This window comes from Rhodococcus sp. IEGM 1306, assembly GCF_036541985.1.
GTDB classification, from domain to species: domain Bacteria; phylum Actinomycetota; class Actinomycetes; order Mycobacteriales; family Mycobacteriaceae; genus Rhodococcus_F; species Rhodococcus_F qingshengii.
In genome coordinates, this window is the sequence record NZ_JAZHFF010000009.1 from 214,613 (window position 1) to 223,634 (window position 9,022).

A 9,022-nucleotide genomic window follows, 5' to 3' on the forward strand; every position below is an offset into this window, starting at 1 on the left:
GTTTTCTCATCGGTGGATTCATGTGGTGACCGTCAGGCAGGGACTGTTGCTCCGCGAAATGCACAGGAGCATCTTGCCGGCGGCGCGCTCGGCTGGGCTCAACGAATTGTCACGATGATCGACGTCGCCGTCGCTGACGTGGACCATGCAGGTGCCGCAGAAGCCCTGACGACATGAATAGGGGGCTTTCGGGTTCACACGCAGCACCGCGTCCAGTGCGGTCTGGTCGGCGGCGACATCGATGACCTGACCGGTGCGAGCCAGTTGGATGCGGAAGGGTCGTCCATCGACGACCGGTGCGGCGGAGAAGCGTTCGGCGTGCACTTCCACACCGGGCTCGTTGCGCACACTAGCTGTGATCACGTCCAGCATCGGGACCGGACCGCAACAGTAGATCGCGTCGCCGCTGCGGACATTCGGCGGGAGAAGATCATTCGCTGCGGGTAGGCCGTATTCGTCGTCGGTGCGGATGGTGACCCGATCACCAAACGGCGACAATTCCTCGAGGAACGGTAGTGTGCGGCGCTCGCGACCGACGTACATCAGCGACCAATCCAGGCCCATGCGCTCCGCCTCGCGGACCATCGGCAGTATCGGTGTGATGCCGATGCCACCCGCCACGAAGTGAACGCGCTTCGCGCGCTCGATTCGCCCGGGTTCGACGAACCCGAATGCGTTGCGTGGACCGCGAACGCCGACGACGGTACCGACTGGCAACTCGTCGTGGACCTCGTTCGATCCGCCGCCACCATCAGGAATCCGGCGTACCGCGATCCGGTAGCAGCGTCGATCGGCGGGATCGCCGCACAGCGAGTACTGACGTACCCGTCCCGAGGGCAGGTACAGGTCGAGGTGTGCCCCGGGATACCACCGTTCGAGGTCGCTGCCGTCAGGTGCTCGCAGTTCGAGACTGACCACGTCGTTGTCGGTGGCCACCGTCGTGCGCTCCGACACCGTGAGCGTTGTCTTGTACTCGTCGATCCGGTTTTCCGGTGGCTCGTCGCGATGAATCAAGACCGCCAACTTGACCTGCGTGGAGACCAGGACGTCCAGAATGCGCAGAATCGAGTCGCGGCGCTTGCCGCGACGTAGGTCGACCGGGATCTCGCGGGGGGCCGGCCACCGCTGTGTGAGTTCGGGCGCGTTGGGTGTCATGTGTTGACCCGCTTGGCCGCTGGCGATTGCGCGACGTAGGCGAGGGCCTGGGCGGTGGACCCCACACTGTCGGGGTGAAATCCCGGCACGAACGTCGACACACCGCTCCAGAACCATTTCGATACACCAGGCACCAGTCCGCGGCGTCCGGCGCGGACGAATTCCAGTAGCAATCGTGGATAACCGATGTTCGGCGTGTTGGGGTCGTTGCGACTCAGATACATCGCAGCACGGAGCAACCACCCCAAAAAGATTGGCCACGTGATGATCATGGAGATACAGCGGCGAAAGTAGCCGACTCCGAAGTACGTGGCGACCTCGTGTGCCACGGCACGATGCTCGACCTCTTCGGCCCCATGCCACCGATAGAGGTCAAGCATCTGCGGATCCGCGCCGAATTTCTCCAAGTCCGCGTTCAACGCCCAGTCGCCCACGAACGCGAACATATGCTCCGAAGACGCGCAAATCCCGAGACGCTCGATCAGACGCTGCCGGATGGCCCGCGGATCGGGGTCGTCACCGACGCCCAAAGTTCTACGGAAGAAATACTGCATCTGGCGGTTGAACGGGGCCGGGTCGATCCCGTGCCGTGTGAACACCTGATTCATGACCTCGTCATGCGCCTCTGCGTGCAGCAGTTCTTGACCCATGAAACCGAGCATGTCCTCGCGAAGCTTCTCGTCGTGCACGTCCGGGAGGGCCTGCTCGAAGGCCTGGATCATCATCCGTTCGCCCTCCGGGATGACGAGGTTCATCGAGCTGAGGAGGTATGAGGCGATCGGCTCGTTCGGCAACCACACCAAAGGCGCTCTCTCCCAGTCGAAATCGACTCGCCGCGGACGGATCGCTACCCGGCCGGGCGGTGCGATCGGACTCTGTGTCAGTCCACTCGTAATTCGCATGACCACTCCTCATTCATAAGTACGCAGCAGTACTTATGAATGAGCATGGCGATCTACCCTTGGCTTGTCAACACCGGACTACGAAGGGTCGGACGAGAGATCCAGTACCCGTTCAAGGAAGGACATGATCGGCGCATGAAGATTCATGTACGAATTCGACCCGTCAACCACCTGGCGGTAGAACAACTCGTTGCAACCGCCGATCGCCGCGAGAAACACTTCACGCCCCGGGGCTTCTGAAGACTTGGACGAGTAGCCGACGAGCAATGCATCGGCGAGCAGTTCCACGTACTCGTTGCGCTTCGCCACCCCGGCCGGGCCGGCCACAGGTAGGTCCACCACCCAGGCTCGCACGAACTCCGGTTCGGACGAACACGTCTCGAGATACTTCTCGATGACAGCCGAAAGCTGTTCGTGTAGAGATAAATTGGCGGTCGAGCTTTGTGTCGAGGTGATGTTGGAGACGATCACCTCGATGCCGGCGTCGATCGCCGCGATCAAGCACGCTTCTTTGCTCTCGAACTGCTTGTAGAAAGCTTGACGAGACACCCTGGCACGCCCGACGACATCGGCGATCGTGGTCGAGGCGATCCCCTTCTCCGCAGTCGACGAGATCACCGCACGCAGAATGCGATCGCGTTGCGCGTCTTGGACCTCGTCCACAGCCAGTCGGCCGCGGCCACGCGGCAACCCGGGGAGGTCACGATCGAACGATCCAGCCAGCCTGCGCATACCGAAATCGTAGCCCGCCTGGCGCCATCGGTTCTCTCGCTCACCACGTCTGTGGACCAACAGCCATGCGAGTGGACCGATGTCGAGTGGAATTGCCCCCGTGGTGCTCTGAGGCAATCTCCCATCGCGACACGGTTGCGTCCAGTTCGTCGTTTCTCCGTGGTGGGGCTGCTCCCTGTGACGAGTCCAGCCGTGGTGCGGCGGAGGGCATCGAAAAGCCTCCTGCATCGACGAAGGCCGTCCGCTGTATTGCATGGTCGTGGAGTGTTGCCTCGTGGAGTGTGAGCACGGGTGTGACACAAGCGTTCAGGCCGTCGAAGACCTCGACCCAGGCGTCGCGATCGTGTGTGGCGAAGGTTCTGCCGAAGCGTTCGGACAAGTCGTCCCAGGTCGATTGGTCCCAGCGATTCGGCAATGAGGCGGGATCCAATCCGAGTCCGAACACGAAGCGGTCGTAGTACACGTCTTCGAGGGCCCCTACCGCCATGTACCTGTGGTCTGCGCACTCGTACGCGCGGTAGAACGGGGCAGATCCGTCGAGGAGGTTGGTTCCACGACGGGCTGACCAGCGGCCGGCATGCTGCCACGATCGGACGAGCGCAGTCAACGAACTGGCGCCGTCGACCATCGCTGTATCCACCACCTGGCCTCGGCCAGTGCGTTCTCTTTCGTGCAGCGTGGCAAGTACTCCTACGAGCAGGAACATCGATCCGCCGCCGAAGTTCCCGACGTAGTTCAGCGGCGGTGACGGCGGCCCGGAAGCCGGTCCGAGCTGTTCGAGCGCGCCCGAAAGCGCAAGGTAGTTCAGGTCGTGCCCGGCTTCTCGGGCCATCGGTCCCTTCTGGCCCCAGCCACTCATTCGGCCGTAGATCAGCCCCGGATTGTCCTGCAGGCAGATCTCGGAGCCCAGGCCGAGCTTCTCCATCGTGCCGGGCCGAGAGCCCTCCATCAGGACGTCCGCTCGGCCGATCAGCCTGCGCACCTTGGCGAGATCTTCGGTCTTGGTCAGATCTGCAGTGAGTTCGGTCCGCCCTCGGAGCATCCCCGCATTCGCATCGTCGATTCCGTCATCTGCTCCCATCGAGATGGGGCGCACGATGCGCACGACATCGGCGCCAAGATCTGCCAACATCAGACCGGCGTGCAGTAGCGGCCCTATGGCCTCCATTTCAATGACCCGGATACCCGACAGCGGCCCGCCGTGCACTCCGCCGGTGGCTTCGTCCTGCATGATCACCCTCGCGCGGTCGGAGTCGGGACCGACTCGGAGCGTGCCGGCTCGGTACGAAAATCTGCCGGGTCGACTCGGTAGGTCATGGCCCAGTAGTCGTTGATCCGCCATGGAAGGACCGACACGACGCGACCGTCCGGGTTTCGGTACCAGTTCTCCATTGCCGGATGGGTCCAGACCATCTGTGCGTGCTGTCGGTCGACGGCCTCGTTGTATCGATCGTTGACCTCGGCCCGGCACTCCATCGCGCCGAGGTTTTCCGATTGCATCAACTTCAAGGCATCCATGATGTAGCGGACCTGACATTCCAGGATCGTGATGAAGCTCCCCCCATGTCCCAGGCCGGTGTTCGGTCCGGTCATGACGAAGAAATTGGGGAAGTCAGGAACTGTGATCCCCAGGTAGGCGCGCGCGTCGTGCTCGCCCCAGATTTCTCCGGTGGACCGGCCGGATCGACCGACGATGTCCATCGGGTAAAGAACGCGCACACTGTGGAAACCCGTCGCCATGACAATGACGTCCAGCTGGTGCTCGACGCCGTTCGTGTCGACGAGTCCAGAAGGTGTCAGGGCGTCGACTCCGTGGGGCACCAGTGTGACGTCGGGCTTACGAAGCATCGTGAACCAGCCATTGTCCAGCAGCATTCGCTTACCAAAGGGCGGATAGTCCGGAAGAGATGCCTCGATCAGATCTGTTCGATCACCCAGCTGATCGCGGAGATAGCGTTCGTAGAACTTGCGATGACCATGGTTGGTCGCATTGATCGAGGCGCTCGGCTCTGGCCAGTCGGGGTCGACCTGGAGGGACGAGTACACCTTGTCGTTGAAGATCCACGACAGACGCGCCCGGTACCACTCGCGATAGCCGGGGATGTTGTCCATCAGCCAGTGGACGCCGTCGTCGATGGTCGTGAAGTAGTCGTCGTTCGGTGCGATCCACTGTGGTGAGCGCTGGAAGATCGTCAGCGATCCGACACGATCCGCGATGGCCGGGCCGATCTGCATAGCACTGGCTCCGGTACCGACGATGCCCACTCGCTTTCCGCGGAGCGACTCGGGATCGTCGAGCTCGCTCGGCCACTCGGCGGAGTGGAAGAGGCGACCACGGAAGGTCTCGATTCCCGGTAGATGCGGGATCTTCGGACGATTGAGCAGACCGACTGCGCTGATCAGGATGGGAGCCTCGAGGGTCTCCGGCGCCTCACCTGGTCGCTGGACGGACACACGCCAACTCTGTTTCGACTCCTCGAACTCGGCGCGCGTCACCTCATGACGGAAGCGGACATTGCGCCGGATGTCGTTGGCCTCCGCAAAGTCCTCGAGATATCCCTGAACCTCGTCGCGCTTGCCGAAGTGGGTCGACCAGTTACGAGGGAACGACGAGATCGAGTAAAGGTGGCTCGGTGTATCAACTCCGGCGCCCGGATAGCGGTTCTCCCACCATGATCCGCCGACGTCGTCGTTCTTCTCCAGGATCACGTGAGGGATTCCAGCGCGGGTGAGCTCGGCGGAGGCCAGCATCCCCGCGATGCCTGCTCCGATCACGATGGCGTGGAGTCGCTCGTCGCACTTGGCGGTGGCAGGCTTGATCTGCGGACCATTGACTATCTCCGCCATCATCGGCGCGAAGTCCGGCGGTACGGTCTCGCTGCAGGTGAAGTTGAGGATTCGCTCGACTTCCGAGCTGTCCAGCGTCCGCCGGGACGGCTCGTCCAGCGTCCACCAGCGTTCCACTGCGTCGATCAACGCGCTCCGGATTTCGGACTGAACTTCCTCCGGAAGTCCTCCCGTGGAGTTGTCATCCATGCCCCGACTGCGCGTGGGTTGATAGCGGGGTGCCACCCACCGCTCATCGGCGGTCAGCTCCAGCAACACGGCGAGCATGGTCGGAACGTTGCCCCGTAACACCGCCGAACGCAGGTGGTCACGGTCCAGGTCAGTGACGATAGTCATGTCATGCAGGCTAACAGTCGTTAGCGACACAACCAAGTGTGATTTCGATATTCCCATTGTTGCTTGGAAACTCTGCTTGACCCGCGTGGATGCCGATGACAGTATGAGCCACATCATACTAACCGCGGTAAGCATTCAGGAAGTTGAGGAACCATGGATCTGTCGACAAGTGTCGAATCGGATGCCACTGATGTGCGACGGAGTTCAGGTCCGCTTGTCCGATCCCTCACAGCGACCCAGTCGTCACCGCTAGGGCGAGCGACGTTGGGCGACCAGCTACGCCGCCACTCGCAGAGTCGATACTCGAAGCCGGCGATCGTGTCGTATGCCCCAGGTGGTCGACGCACCGTGACCACCTACGGTGCGCTCAATCAGGATGCCAACCGGGCATCCCATATGTTCCTCGGACTCGGTGTTTCCCGCGGTGACCGGGTCGCCGTGATGGCCCGCAATCGCGTGGAGTCGATCGTCGCCTACTACGGTGCTCTCAAAATAGGGGCGGTGTACTCCGGCATCAATGTCCTTTTCGGACCGAACGAAGTGGCTCAACAGATCGGGCACCTCGAGCCCGCGGTTGTGGTCGTGGCCGCGGAATTCCTGCCGGTACTGGAAGAAGCGCTGGCGGGACTCGGTACCCGCCCCGAAATCATTGTTCTCGACAGCACGGACGAGTTCGGCGGCCACTGCTTCGATCAACTCCTCGAGTCCTCGTCGCCGACAGAGCCGGATTGCGATGTCGACGAGCACGATCTCGCAATGATCGTGTACACCAGTGGAACCGAGGCGGCTCCGAAGGGCGTCATGCTGCCGCATCGCAACTACCTGGTCTCCACCGCACCTGCGTACACATGGGGACTGCGATGCCTGGACGATGACGTCTGGCTCTACGTCATGCCATTCCACACTATTGCCGGAATCGGCTCCCTGACCTCGCTCCTGCTGTTGGGAGCGACGCTCGTGCTCCCGGCCAGCCTCGCGCCTGCCGACGCTTTGCACATGATCAAAGCGGAGCAGATCACCGTCCTGGCTCAAACCCCGACGTTCTTCATCTCGCTCGCAGATCATCCTGACTTCGGTCCTGAGACTGTCGGGACCATCCAGCGCTGCCTGACCTATGGAGGTCAGGTCTCGCCGCGAACGGTGGACGCATGGCACCACGCGGCGCCCGCATCGGTGTGGGGCACTTATTGGGGTCAGTCCGAGTTGACGCAGTTGGGCTCCGTCGGCTGGTTCAAGCGACTCGAGGACATTCCCGATCAGGATCCGACCTGGATCGGCAAGCCTGTAGGCCATCTCGAGGTCAAGGTGGTCGATGCCGACGGAAATGAAGCAGAGCGAGGTGAACTCCTCTGTCGCACGCCGTCGGTGATGCTGGGTTACTACAAGGATCCCGAGAAGACCGCCGCTGTCCTCGACGGTGGTTGGGTCCACACCGGCGACATCGTACGTCGCGATTCGGAGGGCAACATGTTCTTCCTCGATCGCAGCAAGGACATGATCAAGACGGGCGGCTACAACGTGTCCTCGCAGGAGGTCGAGCGCGTACTACAAGCCCACCCCGAGGTGTCGCGCGCCGCCGTCGTGGGACTTCCGGACGAATACTGGTCCGAGGCGGTCACAGGCTTCGTCATCGTCATAGACGGCAGCGACCTCACCGGCCAGGAGTTGCGAGACCACTGCAAGACCGTGCTCGCAGGCTATAAGGTTCCAAAGGCGATCAAGATTGTGGATGAGCTGCCCACGGACCCTCAGGGGAAGCTGCTCAAGAGAGAACTACGCCGCCTGTATGCAAAGGACTGAAACGCTGAACATCGATCCTGCCAGCAGCGCGACACCCGGATCCGGTCGACCACGGCTTGAAGGGCTTCCAAGCAGACGTGACGACATACTGGCCGCGGCGGCCGAATACTTCGCTGATCAGGGCTACCACTCGGCAGGCATGCGTGGCATCGCAGATTCGGTGGGAATCAAGGGCGCGAGCCTCTACAACCACTTCACCTCGAAAGAGGAGATCCTCTACGCGATCGCGCTCAAGATGACCCGGGACCCGGTCGAGGAGCATCTACTTGTCCTCGACGAGACTGGAACTCCGGTCGAGCGACTCACCTCGCTGATCGATGTTCATCTGCGGTATTTGGCGATGAACAGGGTCGAGCATCTGGTAAGCCTACGAGAGATCTCGGCGCTTACCGACGAACACCGTATGAGGGTGCTCGAGTACCGCAAGTACTACCAGAGGCGTGTGCGCGATGTGATTGCTGCCGGGGTCCGCGCCGGAGAGTTCGAGATCGCCGACCCACAGCGTGCGGCTGTTGCGGTGCTCGACCTCATGAATGGCGTGAGCTGGTGGCTTCGAGACGACCACGATATCGAGGCGCTGGTGGCAACCTACGTGGATTACATCGTCGTCGGAATTCTCCGTCACCGTCCCGGAACGCAGAGTGGTAACGGCGGTACGCCCAGCTGACGGTTACGCCCGTTCAGCCCGAAAACAAGTGATCCCCCTCCACCCGACGTGGAGGGGGATCACTTGTTTTCGAGCTCGATCAGAGTGCCCGCCGCAACAAAGGAACCAAAGCATCCGGATTCGCGATGGGGTTCGGGTTGGTCCCGCACCAGATGTCCTTGAACGTGTACGTAGCCAGACTGGGGAGGTCGTTTTCGGTCAGCCCGACTTCTCCCAGCGATCTCGGCATGCCGAGTCGCCGGATGAGCGAGTCCGCCAACTCGTGTGCGGGCGTTTGCGGCGCACCCAAGGACGCACTGATCAGCGCCTGGCGATGCTCGTTGACTTCGCGGTTGTACTCGAGCGCGAAGGGCGCCATGACGCAGGAGGTGTACCCGTGTGGGACGTTGAACGAACCGCCGAGTGCATGCCCGACGGCATGGCTGACGCCCATGTCGAGGCCTGCGACGATCGCGACCATTGACGACCACGCACCGACCTGGCACATCAGCCGCGCATCCACGTCGTCTTCTCCGAACTAAAAATGATCTTGCAATTTGAGGGTTGGAATCTTGTTCGACGAGTTCAGTGATGAGGTTGATGG

Annotated in this window: 8 protein-coding genes; 2 read left to right on the top strand and 6 right to left on the bottom strand. The window is 61.8% G+C overall.

From position 1 onward, the window contains the following. Positions 1-18 precede the first annotated feature (18 nt). The 5 genes from V3587_RS24235 to V3587_RS24255 form a co-directional block, all read right to left on the bottom strand. Positions 19-1,155 (bottom strand): PDR/VanB family oxidoreductase, encoded by a 1,137-nt coding sequence (locus V3587_RS24235; RefSeq protein WP_007735567.1) that lies wholly within the window; start codon positions 1,153-1,155, stop codon positions 19-21. Continuing rightward, positions 1,152-2,057, bottom strand: coding sequence for a metal-dependent hydrolase (locus V3587_RS24240; protein WP_283377396.1), 906 nt, complete (start codon positions 2,055-2,057; stop codon positions 1,152-1,154). Before V3587_RS24240 ends, V3587_RS24235 begins: the two co-directional genes overlap by 4 nt. A 78-nt stretch (positions 2,058-2,135) precedes the next feature. Next, positions 2,136-2,789 (bottom strand): TetR/AcrR family transcriptional regulator, encoded by a 654-nt coding sequence (locus tag V3587_RS24245; protein WP_050654926.1) that lies wholly within the window; start codon positions 2,787-2,789, stop codon positions 2,136-2,138. Between the two features lie 40 nt (positions 2,790-2,829). Next, complete coding sequence (locus V3587_RS24250; protein ID WP_283377397.1) at positions 2,830-4,020, bottom strand: CaiB/BaiF CoA transferase family protein; 1,191 nt, start codon at positions 4,018-4,020, stop codon at positions 2,830-2,832. Between the two features lie 2 nt (positions 4,021-4,022). Beyond that, positions 4,023-5,972 carry a flavin-containing monooxygenase gene (locus V3587_RS24255; RefSeq protein ID WP_283377398.1) on the bottom strand — a complete coding sequence of 650 codons (1,950 nt, stop codon included), beginning with the start codon at positions 5,970-5,972 and terminating at the stop codon, positions 4,023-4,025. A 153-nt stretch (positions 5,973-6,125) separates the two neighbouring features. Here V3587_RS24255 and V3587_RS24260 point away from each other — a divergent pair, with 153 nt between their 5' ends. After that, entirely contained in the window at positions 6,126-7,772 is a 1,647-nt protein-coding gene (locus tag V3587_RS24260) for a class I adenylate-forming enzyme family protein (RefSeq protein ID WP_231917422.1), read from the top strand. After that, positions 7,759-8,439 (top strand): TetR/AcrR family transcriptional regulator, encoded by a 681-nt coding sequence (locus V3587_RS24265; protein WP_007735574.1) that lies wholly within the window; start codon positions 7,759-7,761, stop codon positions 8,437-8,439. Before V3587_RS24260 ends, V3587_RS24265 begins: the two co-directional genes overlap by 14 nt. A 79-nt stretch (positions 8,440-8,518) precedes the next feature. On the opposite strand, the gene V3587_RS24270 is transcribed toward V3587_RS24265, so the two are convergent. Then, positions 8,519-8,941: an iron-containing alcohol dehydrogenase gene (locus V3587_RS24270; RefSeq protein WP_235867986.1), complete on the bottom strand. Its 423-nt coding sequence runs from the start codon at positions 8,939-8,941 to the stop codon at positions 8,519-8,521. Positions 8,942-9,022 lie beyond the last annotated feature (81 nt).